This window comes from Halococcus agarilyticus, from assembly GCF_000334895.1.
GTDB classification, from domain to species: Archaea; Halobacteriota; Halobacteria; order Halobacteriales; family Halococcaceae; genus Halococcus; species Halococcus agarilyticus.
On the sequence record NZ_BAFM01000025.1, the window covers coordinates 21,465 to 37,103 of the forward strand.

General features: G+C 65.4%; 20 protein-coding genes. 9 read left to right on the forward strand and 11 right to left on the reverse strand.

All coding sequences use genetic code 11. The features are described 5' to 3' along the window. Positions 1–186 precede the first annotated feature (186 nt). Both TX76_RS15395 and TX76_RS18200 read left to right on the forward strand, forming a co-directional pair. Positions 187–1,533: an APC family permease gene (locus TX76_RS15395; RefSeq protein ID WP_049903691.1), complete on the forward strand. Its 1,347-nt coding sequence runs from the start codon at positions 187–189 to the stop codon at positions 1,531–1,533. Positions 1,534–1,645: 112 nt separating this feature from the next. After that, positions 1,646–1,813 carry an FmdB family zinc ribbon protein gene (locus tag TX76_RS18200; RefSeq protein WP_195156079.1) on the forward strand — a complete coding sequence of 56 codons (168 nt, stop codon included), beginning with the start codon at positions 1,646–1,648 and terminating at the stop codon, positions 1,811–1,813. 9 nt (positions 1,814–1,822) lie between these two features. Here the strand turns inward: TX76_RS18200 and TX76_RS15400 are convergent, their stop codons facing one another. Beyond that, positions 1,823–2,824, reverse strand: a complete 1,002-nt coding sequence (locus TX76_RS15400; RefSeq protein ID WP_049903664.1) for a matrixin — start codon at positions 2,822–2,824, stop codon at positions 1,823–1,825. A gap of 136 nt (positions 2,825–2,960) precedes the next feature. Here TX76_RS15400 and TX76_RS15405 point away from each other — a divergent pair, with 136 nt between their 5' ends. Continuing rightward, a complete protein-coding gene (locus tag TX76_RS15405) occupies positions 2,961–4,025 on the forward strand; it encodes an AI-2E family transporter (protein WP_049903665.1) in 1,065 nt (354 codons plus the stop codon). 21 nt (positions 4,026–4,046) lie between these two features. On the opposite strand, the gene TX76_RS15410 is transcribed toward TX76_RS15405, so the two are convergent. The 4 genes from TX76_RS15410 to TX76_RS15425 all read right to left on the reverse strand — a co-directional run bounded on the left by TX76_RS15410 (position 4,047) and on the right by TX76_RS15425 (position 7,537). Beyond that, a complete protein-coding gene (locus tag TX76_RS15410) occupies positions 4,047–4,685 on the reverse strand; it encodes a TetR/AcrR family transcriptional regulator (RefSeq protein ID WP_049903667.1) in 639 nt (212 codons plus the stop codon). A 61-nt stretch (positions 4,686–4,746) separates the two neighbouring features. Then, complete coding sequence (locus tag TX76_RS15415) at positions 4,747–5,550, reverse strand: ABC transporter permease subunit (protein ID WP_049903670.1); 804 nt, start codon at positions 5,548–5,550, stop codon at positions 4,747–4,749. Continuing rightward, positions 5,550–6,332, reverse strand: coding sequence for an ABC transporter permease subunit (locus TX76_RS15420; protein ID WP_049903671.1), 783 nt, complete (start codon positions 6,330–6,332; stop codon positions 5,550–5,552). The genes TX76_RS15415 and TX76_RS15420 overlap by 1 nt, the downstream gene beginning before the upstream one ends. Before the next feature lie 5 nt (positions 6,333–6,337). Continuing rightward, positions 6,338–7,537 (reverse strand): ABC transporter ATP-binding protein, encoded by a 1,200-nt coding sequence (locus TX76_RS15425; RefSeq protein ID WP_228842405.1) that lies wholly within the window; start codon positions 7,535–7,537, stop codon positions 6,338–6,340. Between the two features lie 238 nt (positions 7,538–7,775). On the opposite strand from TX76_RS15425, the gene TX76_RS15430 reads away from it, so the two are divergent. Beyond that, positions 7,776–8,078 carry a hypothetical protein gene (locus tag TX76_RS15430; RefSeq protein WP_228842404.1) on the forward strand — a complete coding sequence of 101 codons (303 nt, stop codon included), beginning with the start codon at positions 7,776–7,778 and terminating at the stop codon, positions 8,076–8,078. 72 nt (positions 8,079–8,150) lie between these two features. Here TX76_RS15430 and TX76_RS15435 read toward each other — a convergent pair whose 3' ends face one another. Next, entirely contained in the window at positions 8,151–8,747 is a 597-nt protein-coding gene (locus TX76_RS15435) for a TetR/AcrR family transcriptional regulator (RefSeq protein ID WP_049903675.1), read from the reverse strand. A gap of 151 nt (positions 8,748–8,898) precedes the next feature. Then, positions 8,899–9,300 carry a zinc ribbon domain-containing protein gene (locus TX76_RS15440; RefSeq protein ID WP_049903676.1) on the reverse strand — a complete coding sequence of 134 codons (402 nt, stop codon included), beginning with the start codon at positions 9,298–9,300 and terminating at the stop codon, positions 8,899–8,901. 126 nt (positions 9,301–9,426) lie between these two features. Between TX76_RS15440 and TX76_RS15445 the strand changes: the two genes are divergently transcribed. The 3 genes from TX76_RS15445 to TX76_RS15455 all read left to right on the forward strand — a co-directional run bounded on the left by TX76_RS15445 (position 9,427) and on the right by TX76_RS15455 (position 11,846). Next, complete coding sequence (locus tag TX76_RS15445; protein WP_049903678.1) at positions 9,427–10,434, forward strand: ATP-binding cassette domain-containing protein; 1,008 nt, start codon at positions 9,427–9,429, stop codon at positions 10,432–10,434. Next, positions 10,431–11,201 carry an ABC transporter permease gene (locus tag TX76_RS15450; protein WP_049903679.1) on the forward strand — a complete coding sequence of 257 codons (771 nt, stop codon included), beginning with the start codon at positions 10,431–10,433 and terminating at the stop codon, positions 11,199–11,201. Before TX76_RS15445 ends, TX76_RS15450 begins: the two co-directional genes overlap by 4 nt. A 195-nt stretch (positions 11,202–11,396) precedes the next feature. Beyond that, a complete protein-coding gene (locus TX76_RS15455; protein ID WP_049903693.1) occupies positions 11,397–11,846 on the forward strand; it encodes a RidA family protein in 450 nt (149 codons plus the stop codon). Between the two features lie 30 nt (positions 11,847–11,876). Here the strand turns inward: TX76_RS15455 and TX76_RS15460 are convergent, their stop codons facing one another. Then, positions 11,877–12,527 carry a helix-turn-helix domain-containing protein gene (locus tag TX76_RS15460; protein ID WP_049903681.1) on the reverse strand — a complete coding sequence of 217 codons (651 nt, stop codon included), beginning with the start codon at positions 12,525–12,527 and terminating at the stop codon, positions 11,877–11,879. Positions 12,528–12,570: 43 nt separating this feature from the next. Between TX76_RS15460 and TX76_RS17755 the strand changes: the two genes are divergently transcribed. Beyond that, complete coding sequence (locus TX76_RS17755; protein WP_154019106.1) at positions 12,571–12,717, forward strand: HAMP domain-containing histidine kinase; 147 nt, start codon at positions 12,571–12,573, stop codon at positions 12,715–12,717. Positions 12,718–12,942: 225 nt separating this feature from the next. Beyond that, on the forward strand, positions 12,943–14,256 hold the full coding sequence (locus tag TX76_RS15465) for a site-specific integrase (RefSeq protein ID WP_049903683.1): 1,314 nt from the start codon (positions 12,943–12,945) through the stop codon (positions 14,254–14,256). 2 nt (positions 14,257–14,258) lie between these two features. Here the strand turns inward: TX76_RS15465 and TX76_RS15470 are convergent, their stop codons facing one another. The 3 genes from TX76_RS15470 to TX76_RS15475 all read right to left on the reverse strand — a co-directional run bounded on the left by TX76_RS15470 (position 14,259) and on the right by TX76_RS15475 (position 15,239). Continuing rightward, entirely contained in the window at positions 14,259–14,453 is a 195-nt protein-coding gene (locus TX76_RS15470) for a hypothetical protein (protein ID WP_049903685.1), read from the reverse strand. Positions 14,454–14,613: 160 nt separating this feature from the next. Then, entirely contained in the window at positions 14,614–14,790 is a 177-nt protein-coding gene (locus TX76_RS18205) for a hypothetical protein (RefSeq protein WP_195156080.1), read from the reverse strand. A 140-nt stretch (positions 14,791–14,930) separates the two neighbouring features. Beyond that, positions 14,931–15,239: a hypothetical protein gene (locus tag TX76_RS15475; RefSeq protein WP_049903688.1), complete on the reverse strand. Its 309-nt coding sequence runs from the start codon at positions 15,237–15,239 to the stop codon at positions 14,931–14,933. Between the last annotated feature and the right edge of the window lie 400 nt (positions 15,240–15,639).

Genomic DNA, 15,639 nt, shown 5'->3' on the forward strand with positions numbered 1-15,639 from the left:
ACGCCGATCGGCCATCCAACCGCCGACACCGCCAACCCCATCTCGTATTCGAGAATCATAACGTACTTGCGACGGTTCGGGTAACGACCACCCGTATGAGATCGTACGAGGGTGGGCGCGTCGTTCGCCGTCGGCCGGGCGACGGCCGAGAGTTCGTCGGTGAGGCGAACCGACCGGGACGGCCGAATGAGCGGTGAGTCGGTTTTCGAGGGGGAGTTGGGAACGCTCGACTGTGTTCTGTTGAGTCTCGGCGGGATGGTCGGCTCCGCGATCTTCGTGTTCCCGGGCTCGACCGGTCGGCTGACCGGTCCGTCGGCGGTCGGCGCGTGGCTGGTGGCCGGCGTGTTGATGCTCGCGATCGCGCTCTGCTACACCGAACTCGCGCTCGCGTTCCCGGAGACGGGGGCGGTCGCGGTGTTTCCCTACGAGACGCTCGGCCCCTCGCCCGCGATCCGCGCGTTCGCGAGCTATCTGGAGGGGGTCTGCTACACCGTCGGCTGGGTGTTCGGGATCAGCGTGTCGGCGCTCGCGATCGCCGACTACCTCGCAATCCTGGTGCCGGCTGCGGGCGGTCACGTCCCGCTCGTGGCGCTCGTCGCCATCGGGGCGGCCACGCTCGTCAACCTCCTCGGCGTCGACGTCACGAGTCGAGCGAACCTGCTCCTGTCGGCACTGTTGCTCGCGGTGCTGTGTGCGTTCGTGGCCAGCGGGTTCGCCCGCTTCCGGCCGAGCAACTACGAGCCGTTCTTCGCGGCCGGCCCGGTGCGATTTTTCGCCGCCGTCCAGGTCGCACTCACCGCCTACGGCGCGTGGACCGCGATCCCGTCGGTGGTGGAGGAGATCGAGACGCCGTCGCGAACCGTCCCCCGCGCGATCCTCGTCTCGCTCGCCGCCGCAACGCTGCTCTACACCGCGATCGTCGCCGCGGTCCACGGCGTCGTTCCGATCGAGCGCTTTGCGGCGGACAGCGCTGCGATCACCGCACCGCTCGGGGTGGCCGCCGGCGCGATCGGGCTCCCGTGGCTCCGCTCCCTGCTCGCGTTCGGCGCGGTGATCGCCATCTTCACCACGCTGCTCGTCGGCGTGATGAGCGCGGGGCGCGTGCTGTTCGCGCTGGGACGCAACGACACGCTGCCGCGGGCGTTCGCCGCGACGAGCGGGTTTCGGGTCCCGTGGGTGGGCGTGCTCGCCGTCGGGGTCGTCGCGGGCGCGCTCGTCACGGTTCCCGGGTACTTCTCGCAGCTCCTGGTCGTCGCCGCCGTCGTCGGGACCGGCGTGCCGTACGCGCTCAACATACTGTCGTTCGTCGGTTTGCGCCACTACCGCACCGATATCGAATCGCCGTTCCGTGCCCCGGGCGGCGACGCCCTGGCGATCGTGGCGTTCGCGGGGATCGCCGTCGCCATGATCGGGCTCGGATCGACCGAGATCCGGTGGTCGCTCGGCGCGCTCGCGGTGTTGATCGGCTCGTTCGTTCTCCGTGCCGCCCTGGTTCCCGACGCGATCGAGCCCGAGACGCCGACGGATTCGTAGGCAGGACGTCGAGCACTCGGTTCCTCCTGCCTGATCGCCGCCGAACCGGGAGCGGTCCTTGGAGAAAGTATTTAACCTTTGTGGCCGATTGCCGGGACAGGAGCAGCCCTCGATGGGATATCTCGATCGACTCAAGCGTCGGGTAGCGGGGGAAGACCGCGACGCGGAGTACGTCTGTACGGACTGTGGAGCGGGGTTCGAGGGACGCCGCCAGGTGTGCCCGGAGTGTGGGGGCTACTCGATCACGCGGCGCGAGTGGGAGCCGGCAGTGCTTCGGTGACCCAGCGGACTACCGCCACCAGTCACCCCGACGTTCCTCGCCGTCCGTCGACGCGCGGAGCACCGGCGGGTACGCCGACTCGTTGCCGTTCTCGGCCCCGAACCCGAGCGCGAGCCGGCGAGCGACGTGCCACGCGGCCGCGTCGGTGTCGACGCCGGTCAGGGAGATGTCGACACGGGTGTAGCGTTCGAGCGCGCTGTCGCCGTCGGGATCGACGCCGTACACCGAGCCGCACGATCGGGCGTCGGCCTCACAGGGCGGATCGGCGGGGAAGTGGATCACCACGTCGGCGTTCTCGAACGAGTCGACCCGCAGGAAGGACAGGTTTGTGGGGGCGAGGCCGTCCGCGCCGCGGTCGTAGTACGAGAGCGCGCGACGGAGCTGTTCGTCGACCGCGTCGCGCTCGTCGGCAGGGACGGCGTCGAGATCGGCGAACACCGTGAGCGTCGGGTCGTCCCAGGGGAGCGTTCGCTCGCTCGCGTTGGGTTCGGGGAGCGACGTGAGCACTGCGTGCGCTCGCATGAGTCGGGTCGGCGGGTCGTCGTGGCTCAGCCCGAGCGTGTGGCCGAGTTCGTGTTCAAGGACTCGAACCGTGGACTCGTTCGAGAGGTCGTCGAGCACCCGGACGTCGACGGTGTTTGCGGTCTGGGGTGGGCGAGTGACGCGCGGCGCGCAGCCGGCAGCCGTCTCGACCTCGCCGCAGCGTTCGAGCGACGACTGGAACGTCACCCGGAGGTCGGGGTCGGTCGCGTTCGGCACGAGCGTGAAGTTCACCGTGAAATCGAGGTAGCGGTCGTCGTTTTGCTCCCAGTAGGTGAGCGCCTCGCGCACGAGCGGGTCGAACGCGCGGTCGGCGTCGCCCGGATCGAGCGCGACGGTCAGCTCGTCGTCGGGGTAGGGGTTGTCGGGATCACCCGTGTAGCCGGCGAGTTCGTCGGGGAGCCCCCCGCCGACACAGCCGGCGAGGACGACGAGGCAGGCCACCGCGAGCGCACGGGCGATCCCGGCCATCGTCCGGAGCAAGGGTGGCACGGGTATCACGCTTGCGCCACAAGAGGCTGTGGTGTGGTTGCAGAGCGGCTGCGGGATGGGGTTCGCGCGCCGAGCGGCACGGACCCTTATGAGTATGCCACGCATGCGCAGCGGTATGTCCATCGAACGGGGTTTACTCCTCGCCGCGATCGTCCTCCTCGGCGCGGTCGCCGTACTCATGGTCCTCCCCTACGAGCAGTATCTGCTGCTCGCGATCCTCCTCGCGTACCTGCTCTACCCCCTCCAGCGCCGTCTGCGCGAGCGCGTCGGGAGCCGGACGTCGGCGGGACTGCTCATCGTCGGCTCCTTTCTCGCCGTGATCGTCCCGCTGGGGGTGCTCCTCGGCGTCGCCGTCAGCCAGGCCTCGGCGATCCTCGTAGCGATCGAGCGCGGCGAGTTCAGCCTCGGGGCGATCGAGAGCCAGCTGAGCGAGCGGACCGGCATCCCCATGGACATCGAACGGATCCTGTCGGAGGGGAACCTCGATCCGTCCGCGCTGTTTGGCGGCTCCGGCGGGGACAGCACAACGGCACTCCTCGACGGCGCGAGCCAAGTGCTCGGCAACGTCGTGAGCGTGCTCGGCAGCCTCTCGGACATCGCGATCGGCATCACTCTCTTCCTGTTCGTGCTCTACTACCTGCTCGCGGACGGCCCGGCGCTCGCCGCGTGGCTCCGCTCCGTCTCGCCGGTCAGGGACACGACGATCGATCGGCTCTACGAGCGAAGCGATCGGCTGATGTGGGCGGTCGTGTTCGGCAACATCCTCGTTGCGGTCGTCCAAGGTGTGCTCGTCGGGATCGGGTTCGCCGCCCTCGGCGTGCCGAACGCGATCTTCTGGACGATCGCGACCACGATCCTCGCGCTGTTGCCGATCATCGGCGCGTCGGTCGTCTGGATCCCGGCCACCGGCTATCTCGTGCTGGTCGATCGCCCGGTGATCGCCGTGGCGCTGTTCGGCTACGGTGCGCTCGTGGTGAGTCTCTCCGATAACTACCTCCGGCCGATGATCGGCGGGCGCGAGGCGCGACTCAACCCCGGCCTGTTCGTCGTCGGCCTCTTCGGCGGCCTCACGGTGTTCGGCTTCATGGGACTGTTCTTCGGGCCGGTCGTGCTCGGCCTTCTCAAGGTGCTCGTCGAGCTGTTCGCGGAATACCGACCGCCGGCCCGGTCGGCGATGTGAGGTCCCCTGTGACGCGATCGGTCAGTCGTGCGCCCGGTCGTCGTATGGATCGTCACCCCGATCCGTCGTGGTCGTGAGCCCGGCGGCGATCGTCTCGATCATCATCTCACGGATCGCGGGGTAGCGGTCCTCGCCGATCTCCTCGCGGTACGGCGCGAGGGTCGCCGCCGCCTCGATGGTACCGGCGATCGCCTCGGGATCGCCGTCTCGGATCTTCCCCTCGGCCTGCCACGTTTCGATGTACGGCCGGAGATAGCCGAGCTCACGATCGACCTGTTCGGCCAGTTCCTCGTCGGAGTAGAGGCGGGTCAGCCGCTCGTAGTCGTCGCCGGTGAACAGCTGCTCGACGAGCGGGTTCGTCTCCAGCTCCTCGAACGTGATCCGGAGGAATTCCCGAATAGCGCGCTCGGGATCGTCCGTCCCCTCCAGGGGCGTGACGGCGCGCCCGTAGAAGCGCTCGGTCTCGCGTTCGAGGACCGCGAGGTAGCACTCGTCCTTCGAGTCGAAGAACTGGTAGAACGTGCTCGGCGCGACGTCGATCTCTCCTGTGAGGTCGGCGATCGTGGTCTTGTCGAGTCCGTAGCGCGCGAACTGTTTTCGACCCGTGTCGAGGAGCTCTTCTCGGAGGAGATCTCGCTTTTCGTCACTGAATCCTTTCATCTGTCAGTCGTGGGTCGGTGGTGCGGTAGTTCGGGTTCGGGTCCCGGGCGCTGCGTTCGAGTCACTGGATGTCCATCCTCGTGAAGCGGAACTGGCTCACGGCCACCAACACCAGGGTGGCGATAAGCAAGATTCCAGCGCTTGCGAAGTCGTAGCTCCCCTCGACGAGGATCTCGTTGGCGTCGAAGTAGGCCATCGGCGCGACGTTCGCCACCCAGCCGAAGTCGGTCGCAGTGATGAACGATTCGAGCAGGTACAACGAAAATATCAGCCCGATGGCGGCGTTCTGGGCGGTATCCCGACTGTCGAACAGGACGGAGAGGACGAGCCCGATGGCTCCACAGCACAGCAGGTAGGGGATCGAGAGGACGTGGACCATCAGGAGTTCCTCGACGGCGATCGAGGCGTCGATGAACAGCGTTCCGGCGTAGATCACCGCCGGCGTGACGACGCTCGCGACGAGGATCGGCACCAGCAGCGAGAGGAACTTCTCGACGAGCACGCTCGTCCGTGAGACCGGGTTCGAGAGCAGCACGTCCATCCGGTCGGTGTCGATGTCGCCTCGGATCGATCCCGCCGCGCTGTAGGCCAGATAGAGCCCGAAGAAGACCGCCCAGAAGAGGGTGTAGAACTCCCCGGCGAGTAGGCCTTCGAGGCTCGACAAGCTCTCCAAGCCGAACGCCTCGATGAACGGTCGAGGCAAGTCCGTGATCACCTGCTCGAACTGCTCGTTGGCCGCGATGTTCGTCGTGATCAGCGGCGTGAACGCCACGAAGGCGAGCGCCATCAGCGCGAACGCGCCGCTGAGTCCGAGTGTACCCCTGATCCGCTTTCGGCCATCGTAGCGCAGGACGTCGAGGGTCATCAGATATCCATCCTCGTGAACCGCCACTGACTCGCGAAGACCAGTACCGCGGCCGCAGCGAGCAGGATGGCTCCGCCCGCCCAGTCGAAGGTCCCGTCGACGAGGATTTCGGTGGGATCGAAGTAGTTCATCGGCGCGATCACGCCCAGCACCTCGTAGTCGGTGCCGATGAGCAGCGTCTCGATCAGGAACGCAACGACCAGCACCCCGATCGAGGCGATCTGGGCGAGATCCTCGTCAGTGAGGAACACCGAGAACGCGAACCCGACCGCCGCACAGCAGAGCAGATACGGAACGGCCAGCGCGTGCAGCATGACGAGGTTCTCGACGACGAGCGGGTCGTCGATGATCACCGATCCGGCGTAGAGTACGATCGGCGTGATCGCGTTGACCGCGAGGATCGGCACCAACAGCGAGGAAAACTCCTCGACGACGAGCTTCGATCGGGAGACCGGTGCGGAGAGCAGCGTGTCCATCCGGCCTGACGCGACGTCGCCTGCGATCATCGAGGCCGCGCTGTAGGCGAGATAGAGGCCGAGCACCAGCACCCAGCCCACCTGGAACAGTTCGACCGCGAGCAGCCCTGGTAGCGTGTCGATCGCCGAGATGCCGAGGCCCTCGGTGAACTGTTGGGGAAGCCCCGCAAAGAGCGCCTCGACGTCGAAGTCGGTAAACGAGGGCGCGAGCGCGACGAACATCGCACCGTAGAAACTCGCCGCGACCGCGATGGTGGCCCCGAGCACGAGCCGGCGCTCGCCCTCGTAGCGCGCGACTTCAAACATCCGCCTCACCGCTCCGATCCGATCGGCCGATGGTGCCCGACTCCTCGTCGGGGTCGACCTCGCCGTAAAAGCGCATGAACACGTCCTCCAGGGGGGCGATCCGCGATGTCGAGGTCGAGGATGTCGTACTCGACCAGGTGTTCGAGCAACACGTTGTAATCGCCCGTATAGGTGAAGCTCACCGTCGTTCCCTCGCGGCCGCTCCCGGACGAGTCGCCATCGCGTTGGTCCGAGGCGGCGTCCTCGCCCGTGCCGCTTTCGTTCGCGTTCTGCTCGGTCGAGGGGGGCGCTGACCCGTTGGTTCGCTCACCACCGTCGGATCGCTCCGCGTTCCGCCGAGGATCGCGCTCGCTTCGCTCGCGCTCACCACCGTCGGATCGCTCCGCGTTCCGCCGAGGATCGCGCTCGCTTCGCTCGCGCTCACCACCGTCGGCCGCCGTGGGCTGGGAAGAGTCGTCGTCGCCGCTGATCGTGACGTCGTGTGCGCCGTCGATGTCGAAGGCCCCAGGTTCGATCGATCCGGCGACGTGCGCCGAGACGCGTTTTCCGGTGCGGTCGAGCAGCGTCTCGACGTCCTCGAGCTCGACGAGGTGACCGTTCCGGATGACACCCACGCGGTCACAGATCTTCTGGACCTCGCTCAGGATGTGCGAGGAGAAGAAGAAGGTCACACCCTGTTCTTGCTCCTCGCGGATGAACTCGTAGAAGCGCTCCTGCATCAGCGGGTCGAGCCCCGACGTGGGTTCGTCCATGATGACGAGATCGGGGTCGTGCATGAACGCGAGCACGACCGCGAGCTTGCGCTTGTTGCCCGTGGAGTACTCACCGATCTCGCGGTCCATCGGCGGGTCGAACAGTTCCAGTAACTCTTCGCTGCGAGAATCGCCCTTGAGGGAGGCCTGGTACCGCAGGAATCGCTTGCCGGTGACGCTCTCGTCGAACCCCATCTCGGCCGGGATATACCCGATGGAGCGCTTGGCCTCGATCATCGCGCTCCGGTCGGTGACGTCGTGGCCCAGCACGGTGGCGCTGCCGCCGGTCGGCGACTGAAACCCCATCAGCGTCCGGATGGTGGTCGACTTGCCCGCCCCGTTCGGCCCGAGGAACCCGAACACCTCGCCCTCGCGCACGTCGAGCGTGAGATCCTCGATACCACGGGTCTCGCCGTAGTATTTCGTCAGCTCGTTCGTCTGGATTGCGGCCATGTCACGCACACACTCGCCGATACGATCCAGAAACATATGAATGTGACGACCGTTCTATTTTCAAATTTTTGCGGCGGTATGCAGGGGAACTGAGGGTTCGGAACGCCTCGGGGACGACGACCCAGCGGCCACGCGACCGCGCTTCGAACCAGGTGAACGAGCGGTGACCCGGAGCCGTCACTCGGGGCGAACCGTCGCCGAAATGGTTAACAATCGTCGGTGATCTACCTTCGAACAGGTGTCGGTTGTGTACACACCACATGGGTCAGGCGGGAGAGAGCGGTCGGTCGTTCCCGAAGGCGGGCGAGACGGCCCGAAGGAGGTCCGAAGACTCGAACACTACTCGTGTGCGATGGGTGGCCTCGTGGTGGCGGTCGCGCTCACGGCGGTGTGCTATCCGGTGCTCGTCGCGGTCACGGGATCGCTGGGGATGCTCGCCACGACGGCGATCGTGTCGACGGTCGTCCTCGTGTGGGGGCTCGGATGGATCGGGTTCGAACTCCTCTGGGAGTGGCGTGCCGGTCGTTGGCAGCGGGCGTAGCTGCCGGTCGTGGTGCCCGGAGCCGCGTCGGAGTCACGAACGGCGACCGGCCCGCGAACCGACGGTTTCCGTCTAGTCGTTCGCGAGAAGGTGTGAGTCGACGAACGCCAGCAGCGCCTCGCGGGTTTTCGTCGCGTCGTCGGTGGTGGAGGCGCGTCGGAGCATCGCGCCGTCGATCGCCGAGACGAGGTGATCCGCCGTCCGCTCGACGTCGACGTCCCGGAAGATGTCGTCGTCGACGCCAGCGGTCAGGACGTCGACGAGCGTGTCACGGACGAGACGGTCGGCACGGCTGAACTGTTCGCGGTACGCCTCGTCCGAGAGCGCGCGCGAGCGGAGTTCGAACAGCGCGACCTGGAACTCGCGCTGCTCCGTCGTGGGCGATTCCGGCACGAAGTTGTCGACGAGCGTCCGCAACTGGTCGTCGGGAGCGTCGGCCGTGTCGACCGCCTCCTCCACGGTGAACTGATCGAGGACGTACTCCAGGAACGCGACGAGGATCTCGTCTTTGGTGTCGTAGTGGTAGTAGAGCAGCGATTTGCTCTTCGCGAACTCGTCCGCGATCGCCTGGATCGTGAGATCGGCGTACCCGTGTTCGCACAGCGCCCGATAGGTGGCCTCCATGATCGCCGTCTGCGTCCCGGTTTGGTCGGCCGCGTCGGTGGTCATGTAGACTAACTATTCAGTCAAAAACAAAAAGCGTACCGTTTTCGCGAACGGCATCCGGTAGCGACCGACGACGCGACAGCGACAGCAGACCGTCGGCGAGGAGTCGTAGGGTCGGACGGACTCGGTACGATCGAACATCCCGCTCCGACGATCAGATTCCGGTTTCGCCAGCGAGCGGCGTCGCACACCACTGGCAGAAGTCGAGCTCGTCGTCCGCCGGTCGGCCGCACGAGGGGCACACCGTCGGGCCGTCCCCATCGTGGGTGTGGACGCGATGAAGGGAGTTGTCGACGACGGCGAGCTGGTAGGCGTCGAGCGCGCTGAGCACGCTCACGACGAGCAGCGGGAGGAGGTCGAGCCACGCGACCGCACCACCGGCGACGAACGCTTCGAGCGCCGACGCCGGTACGAGCAGGTAGCTGGTGACGAACGCGACCGCGAGCCAGCCGAACGCCCGACGCCACCGCCGGAGATACACGTGTCCGGCTCCCGTCGCGAGGACGGTGAGCAACACGGCGAGCCACGGCCGCTTCTTCGAGAGCGATCTGCCCATATCTGACTGTACGGTTAGTCAGTATTCAGTCTTTCGTCTCGCCTCGTCCAGCCACGAGGGGAGCGATCCTGACGCGACAGACTTACATAGACTGACCGTTCAGTTAGGACAGGAGCAATCGGTCGAATGGACGCCATCCACGTAGACGGGCTGACCAAGGAGTTCGGCACGGTCACGGCGGTGGACGACCTGTCGTTCGCGGTCGAGCAGGGCGAGGTGTTCGGCCTCCTCGGCCCCAACGGGGCGGGGAAGTCGACCCTCATCAACATGCTGGTGACGCTGCTCGGATCGACGAGCGGGACTGCACGGGTCAACGGCCACGATATCCACGACGAAACCGGCGACGTGCGCGACAGTCTCGGCATCGTCTTCCAGGAACCCGCGATCGACGAGGAGCTGACGGGCACGGAGAATCTCGCCTTTCACGGCCGGATGTACGGCAAGCGAAAGGCGGAACGCGAGGAGCGCATCCCGGAAGTGCTCGAACTCGTCGACCTCGCCGACGAGGCGGACGACACGGTCGAGAGCTACTCCGGGGGGATGCAGCGCCGACTGGAGATCGGCCGCGGGCTGATGCACGAACCCGAGGTGCTCTTCCTCGACGAGCCCACCACGGGGCTGGACGCCCGAACCCGTCGAGACACCTGGGAGTACATCCAGCGACTCAACCGCGAGTCGGGCGTCACCATCGTCATCACGACCCACTATATGGACGAGGCGGACTTCCTCTGTGAGCGAGTGGCGATCATGGACCAGGGCGAGATCGTCGCGATCGATTCGCCCGAGGGGCTCAAGGACTCGCTGGGCGGCGACGTCGTCACGCTCGGGCTCGATGGCCAGGCGAACGAGTTCGTCGACCGTCTCGGCGACCGGCCGTGGGTGCGCGAGCGCGATCGAACCGACGAGGGGATCGCCGTCACGCTCGAACGGGGTGCGACGAGAATCGTCGACCTCGTCCGGCTCGCCGACGAGACGGAGGCGACGATCACGGCCGTGGATCTCGAGAAGCCGAGCCTCGAGAACGTCTTCCTCTCGCTCACCGGCAGCACGCTGACCGAGCGTGAGGCCGACGAACCGTCGACGGAGCCGGCCTCGCGCGACCGGTCGTCGCAGGCCGCGAGGGCGAGACGATGAGCCTCGTCGATCCCCTCGGCATCTACGGGCTCTGGCTCCGCGACGTGAAGCGGTTCCTGCGGACGCCCTCGCAGATCGTCGGCTCGCTCGTGTTTCCCCTACTCTTTCTCGTGTTGCTGGGCTTCGGTCTCGACGGCGGGGCGATCCCCGGACTCCCGGAGGGCGTCGCGTATCTCCAGTATCTCGTTCCCGGGATCGTCGGGTTCACGATGCTGCTGGGGGCCTCGATCGCGGGGATCTCGATCCTCTCGGACCAGGACGTCGGCTTCCTGAAGGAGATCCTCGTCGCACCGGTGAGTCGGACCTCCATAGTTCTCGGTCGGATCGCCGGCGGGTCGACGACGGCGATCGTCCAGGCGGTGCTCATCCTCGCGATCTCGATCCCGCTCGGGTTCGAGCTCGCGGGCTGGCTCTCGCTGCCGCTCGCAGCGGTCTTCCTCGTGTTGATCGCGACGACGTTCGTCGGCTTCGGCATCGCGCTGGCGTCGCAGTTCTCCGACAGCGAGGGATTCAGCCTGATCGTCCAGTTCGTCATCTTCCCGCTGTTCATCCTCTCGGGCGCGATCGTTCCCATCGAGGGTCTGCCCGAGCTGGTCCAGCCGCTCGCGTACATCAATCCGCTGACCTACGGCGTCGACGGCCTCCGGGCGGCGCTGGTCGGCACGTCGACGTATCCGCTCCTCGTGAACTTCGGCGCGCTCGTGGTCTCGTCGGTCGTCATGGTCTCCCTCGGTGCGTACCTGTTCGAGCGGGTCGAAGCGGTGTAGCTCGCACGACGACCACTGTCGTCGATCCGGCCCCGGACCGATCCCGACGTCTTCGACACGACAATCTTTATGTATCGATCCGGGGAATTCGCCACGAGCGGTCGCGAGCCACCTCGACGGTCGTCGACCGCTGCCGTCGCGGCTCGCCACCGACGCCGCCCCGACCGTGGCCCGTGGCGTCTCTCGATCACCACCATGGAACGACTGCTCATCAACCCGGACGAACTCAAGGACGCGCAAAGCATCGGCTACAACCACGCCGTCATCGAGAACGGCGAGTTCTCCATGGCCGGCCAGGTGGCGATGGACGCCGACGGCGAGATCGTCGGCGACGACATCGCAAGCCAGGCACGCCGGGCGTACGAGAACCTCGGCCACCTCCTCGCGGCGATCGGCAAGGAGTTCGCCGACGTGACGAAGGTCACGACCCACATCGTCGACCCGCACTCGAACTACCACGCGGGGTACAAGGACGTCTACTGGGAGACGTTCGCGGAACCGTACCCGAGCCACACGGTGTTGGGCGTCCATCAGCTGGCCCACGAGGACTACCTCGTGGAGATCGAAGTCGACCTCGCGCTCACCGCGGCGGACGTCGACGCGATCGAACCGGACGGCGACGTGGTCCGGCGCGTCACGAGGTGACGGAGAGTCCTCTCTGCCGGCGGGCGATCGTCAGCCGTACAGCCGTTCGACGAGCGCGCCGAGGAGCTTGTTCTCGGCCCGACGGAGGTGCTCCTCGAACGTGCGGCGGTCGATGCCGAGCTCGGTGCCGAGTTCGGTCGTCGTCGTTCCACGGGGAATGGCGTAGTAGCCGGCCTCGTGGGCGGCGACGATCGCCTCGCGCTGTCGATCCGAGAGCGTCGGGATCGCCGAGTGCAAGGAGAGCAGCGGGTGTTCTCGATCGATCGTCGTGGTCTCGCGCTTCGAGCGCACCGTCACCCGGTATCGCTCGTTGATCTCGCGGTAGAACGCCGTCAGGTTGGCGGGATCGAGCGCGAACACCCGACAGAGCTTCGCGCCGCGCTCGTAGCGCAGTGGCGGCAGGAGGAGGCACTCGGTGGCCGCGAGGTGTGTCTCGACGTTGTCCTGTGTGTGGGGCTTCAGACACTCGTCGGTGACGACGACGTACTCACTGCCCTCGGTGATCGTGTCCCTGACGCCGACGGCCGCCTCGATCTCCCCTCTGACCGCTTCGTTCGCGTCGTTTCCGACGTGCAACAGATCGCAGTGGTCGTTGCACCACAGTTCGATCTTCGCGTCGGTGCCCTGCGTCGCGTCCTCGTAGGCCACACCCCCGCTGATCTCGAAGAGCGCTTCGTACATGGGCTGGACGGTTGTCGCCCTGAGATCATAAAGCACCCTCCACGTGCCGGGGCTCGGCCTCACGATCGTCGACACGCTCGTCGAAGCCCACGGCTGGGAAATCGCGCTCGACGGCGACGGGGCGGAGGCGCGCTTCGAGGTCGTCTTCGGGCCGAGCGACCCGCTGCCGGTTCGGCGGCCGAGCGAATGACGCGACGCCCGATCGAGCGCCGGGCCCGAGTGGACGAGAACTGAAAGAGAAATCACGAGCCGGAGTTCGAACCCGACCGCGAGAAGGTCGTTCGTTCGCGCCGGGATCACGTGGTTCGAACCGTGCGTTCGGCGGCCGCTCGTTGCGTTCGTTTCCCGCAGCAAGCCTAGGCCGGGATTTGAACCGAAGGTTCAATAGCTTATGTATAATACTGAGATATGAGCCATGACCGACCCGGTAAGGATGCTCGACGCGCTCAAGCGTCAAATTCGGGGAAACCTGGATGAACTCGAAGACCACGAGGAACCGCGCGACGTGAACGACCGCGACCGAGACGCACTGCTCGAATTCGACCGGCGGATGCAACTGTTGGATTCCAAATACGGCGACTACCGACGGGAGAAACTGTTGCGTCACTGTACCCGAATCGCCGAGAACGTCGGACCTGGAGTGCTCACTGACGCTCTTGAAAGCCGTGAAGCGGCGGAGGACATCGTTCTCTGGATTAAGAGCGAGTACGACAACGAATACACGAAACACGACTACCGAACCGCGCTCCGCATCTTCGGGAAGCGCGTCACCGACGATGGCCTCGACGGCGACCCCGACGAACCCCCGGCGTCCATCACATGGGTCCCGTCGGGTACGAGCAGTAGTCACGACCCCGTGCCGGACCCCGCCGATATGCTCGAATGGGAGGCGGACGTGAAGCCGATGATTAAGGCGACGCAGAACGCCCGCGACGCCGCGCTCATCGCCGTCGCCTTCGACGCCGGAGCACGGAGCGGCGAGCTTCAAGACCTCACCGTCGGGAACGTGAACGACCACGAGCATGGTCTTCAAATCATGGTTGACGGGAAACAGGGACAGCGGTCCGTCCCACTCATCCCGAGCGTCCCGTATCTTCGGCAGTGGCTGTACGGGCGGGGCGGGAGTGCGCACCCCGCACCCGACGACTCGAACGCCCCGCTGTGGTCGAAGTTGAGCGCGTCCGACCCGCTCACCTACCGCCGGTTCCGCGACATCTTTAAGAATGCGGCGGAGCGCGCGGGCGTCACGAAACCGAACGACCCGACGAACTTCCGAAAGTCGAGCGCGACGTTCCTCGCCCGGCAGGACATGAGTCAGGCGTACATCGAAGACCGACAGGGCCGGGTACGGGGAAGCGACGCGACAGCGCACTACGTCGCTCGCTTCGGCGGCGAGAGCGATACCGAGTACGCGAAACTTCACGGCGTCGAGGTCGAGGAAGACGACGCCGAACCGTTCGGTCCCGTCGAATGTCCCCGGTGCGGGAAGGACACGCCCCGCGACGAACCGAAGTGCGTGTGGTGCGGACAGGTGCTCGACTACGACGCTATGCCGGAACTCGAAGCTCAACAACGCGAACTCCGGGACGCCGTGTTTCGACTCGCAGGAGAGAACCCGGAGGTGCTTGAGGACGTGAACCGCGCCCGCGACCTCATGACGGTCTTCGAGGACAACCCCGACCTTTTCGAGGACGCACAAGGGTTCGTCGAGGCGCTGTCCGACGGATAGAGTCATTCCTCGTCGGCGTCCCGGAGCTTGTCGAACTCGCGTTGAACCTGCTCGAAGTCGTCAGTCTTTCCGCCGTTTGCGAGCAGGGCGAGCGCGTACCCACGGGCTTCGGTATCGCCGTGAGCGAGCATCCGACCGAGCAGGTCACGGTTCTCCGCGACGAACTCCTGAACCTCCTCAGGGTCGTCGGCAGTCATGTCGTCTCACCATCTCGACGGAAAGTGTATGAGCTGCCGTTGCCGAACGTGCGCCACAGCCGCACCACCTCTCCTCTGCCAGGTCTGTCGCGTGACCGTTCAAATCGCCGTTCGCACACGGTCGTTTCGTGGCTAGATGGGGCACGTGCAACCCTCATTGTTATCTCTCGAAACCCGCGGTTTCGGCCTGCTCGGGGTCGTACTGCTCCGCCATTTTTCGGATAAGAGAATCATACGTTTCAGCCCCTCTCTTGAGAGGTATCACGACTTCCTCCCGCGTCGAAACCCGAAGTGGAATCGCTGTCTTCGCGTCGTATCCCGAATCAGATTCGGACATGTCGGTTCATCAAGGATGGTACCACTTATTACGAGTTGTCGTGGCTTTCCCCACCCCTCCTCTTCAGCGACAGAAATTCTCGGCGTCAAGTCCACTGGGAGTCTCAACGAGCGCGCTGGGCGGCAAGCCTGTGAAGATTTCTATCTGCTGTCGGTGTTCACGTTCCTGCGTTCCCGCCGCCCCTCTCGTGCTCTGTTCTCCAACTCCCTGAGGTCGCGGCTACGAGCGAGGAATGCGTCTATAGTGTGAGTAGGAAACGGCTCCTCACCCTCGGAGAGAACATCCAGCAACTCCACCGTGAGGCGCGTCTCCATCACCTGAGCATCCGCCAACTCCATCGCCCGTTCCTTTGAGTATGTTGGGGCGCGTTCCTGGTGGCTTTGGACGAGAATCGTATGAATAGCCCGCTCTTCCTCGGAGAATGTCTTACGAAGGTCCTCAGGAGCCATATGGCGACCGTGACGCATGGCATTTGTGTTCCCAATAGGGGCTGCTCCACCAGAGTTTCCGACTGCGTTGGGGTTGTCGGTGGGCGCTCCGTGGTCGGAGGGCGGTCCGGTCTCGTCGTGCATGAAACACGTCTTATCCGGTGGGGCGGACCGTTGGCAGGGAGAGCCATCTTCGGTGGCTTCGGAGGCACACTGCCCGATTCCCATATCCCACTTTGTGTTTGAATCAGCAAATTAGTTTGGGCAGGCAGAGGGGAGTTTCCGATGGTTTTCACTGTGAGCAGCTGAGAATAGCTCAATATCGTGACCGAACAGAAAGGTATTGGCATCTCATTGGTCAATACTCATTTACATCGAATCCACAAACTTGAACAGACATTAGATGGATGTATAAGTGCCT

Bases quoted from the DNA above. Each gene is read 5' to 3' on its own strand.
- TX76_RS15395 (WP_049903691.1), top strand. From the start codon at position 187: ATGAGCGGTGAGTCGGTTTTCGAGGGGGAGTTGGGAACGCTCGACTGT.
- TX76_RS18200 (WP_195156079.1), top strand. From the start codon at position 1,646: ATGGGATATCTCGATCGACTCAAGCGTCGGGTAGCGGGGGAAGACCGC.
- TX76_RS15400 (WP_049903664.1), bottom strand. From the start codon at position 2,824: ATGGCCGGGATCGCCCGTGCGCTCGCGGTGGCCTGCCTCGTCGTCCTC.
- TX76_RS15405 (WP_049903665.1), top strand. From the start codon at position 2,961: ATGTCCATCGAACGGGGTTTACTCCTCGCCGCGATCGTCCTCCTCGGC.
- TX76_RS15410 (WP_049903667.1), bottom strand. From the start codon at position 4,685: ATGAAAGGATTCAGTGACGAAAAGCGAGATCTCCTCCGAGAAGAGCTC.
- TX76_RS15415 (WP_049903670.1), bottom strand. From the start codon at position 5,550: ATGACCCTCGACGTCCTGCGCTACGATGGCCGAAAGCGGATCAGGGGT.
- TX76_RS15420 (WP_049903671.1), bottom strand. From the start codon at position 6,332: ATGTTTGAAGTCGCGCGCTACGAGGGCGAGCGCCGGCTCGTGCTCGGG.
- TX76_RS15425 (WP_228842405.1), bottom strand. From the start codon at position 7,537: ATGGCCGCAATCCAGACGAACGAGCTGACGAAATACTACGGCGAGACC.
- TX76_RS15435 (WP_049903675.1), bottom strand. From the start codon at position 8,747: ATGACCACCGACGCGGCCGACCAAACCGGGACGCAGACGGCGATCATG.
- TX76_RS15440 (WP_049903676.1), bottom strand. From the start codon at position 9,300: ATGGGCAGATCGCTCTCGAAGAAGCGGCCGTGGCTCGCCGTGTTGCTC.
- TX76_RS15445 (WP_049903678.1), top strand. From the start codon at position 9,427: ATGGACGCCATCCACGTAGACGGGCTGACCAAGGAGTTCGGCACGGTC.
- TX76_RS15450 (WP_049903679.1), top strand. From the start codon at position 10,431: ATGAGCCTCGTCGATCCCCTCGGCATCTACGGGCTCTGGCTCCGCGAC.
- TX76_RS15455 (WP_049903693.1), top strand. From the start codon at position 11,397: ATGGAACGACTGCTCATCAACCCGGACGAACTCAAGGACGCGCAAAGC.
- TX76_RS15460 (WP_049903681.1), bottom strand. From the start codon at position 12,527: ATGTACGAAGCGCTCTTCGAGATCAGCGGGGGTGTGGCCTACGAGGAC.
- TX76_RS15465 (WP_049903683.1), top strand. From the start codon at position 12,943: ATGACCGACCCGGTAAGGATGCTCGACGCGCTCAAGCGTCAAATTCGG.
- TX76_RS15470 (WP_049903685.1), bottom strand. From the start codon at position 14,453: ATGACTGCCGACGACCCTGAGGAGGTTCAGGAGTTCGTCGCGGAGAAC.
- TX76_RS18205 (WP_195156080.1), bottom strand. From the start codon at position 14,790: ATGTCCGAATCTGATTCGGGATACGACGCGAAGACAGCGATTCCACTT.
- TX76_RS15475 (WP_049903688.1), bottom strand. From the start codon at position 15,239: ATGGCTCCTGAGGACCTTCGTAAGACATTCTCCGAGGAAGAGCGGGCT.